The organism is Mesorhizobium sp. M7A.F.Ca.MR.362.00.0.0, from assembly GCF_004023175.1.
Taxonomy (GTDB): domain Bacteria; phylum Pseudomonadota; class Alphaproteobacteria; order Rhizobiales; family Rhizobiaceae; genus Mesorhizobium.
In genome coordinates this window covers 1-227 of sequence record NZ_RZTF01001169.1, presented here as the reverse complement: position 1 = coordinate 227, position 227 = coordinate 1, and the positions used below count along the sequence as shown (strand labels likewise).

Annotated in this window: 1 protein-coding gene; it reads right to left on the bottom strand. The window is 67.0% G+C overall.

Translation table 11 applies throughout. From position 1 onward, the window contains the following. Positions 1 to 227, bottom strand: a 227-nt coding sequence (locus EOC06_RS39515; protein WP_164899126.1) for an ATPase, T2SS/T4P/T4SS family, incomplete at both ends; no start/stop codon positions are given.

The following is a 227-nucleotide window of genomic DNA, read 5'->3' as shown; positions in this document are numbered from 1 at the left end:
CAGATCACCTCCTGCATGGGTTGCTGGCTCGCTTCCGCGGTCAGCTGCTCGAGCCGGCGCAGGGCCGACATTGCCGTGTTCGAGTGAATGGTGGTGACGCCGCCCGGGTGCCCGGTGTTCCACGCCTTGAGCAGCGTGAGCGCCGCGCCGTCGCGGACCTCGCCGACAATGATTCGGTCAGGCCGCAATCGCATGGTGCTCTTGAGAAGCCGCGCCATGTCGACGGT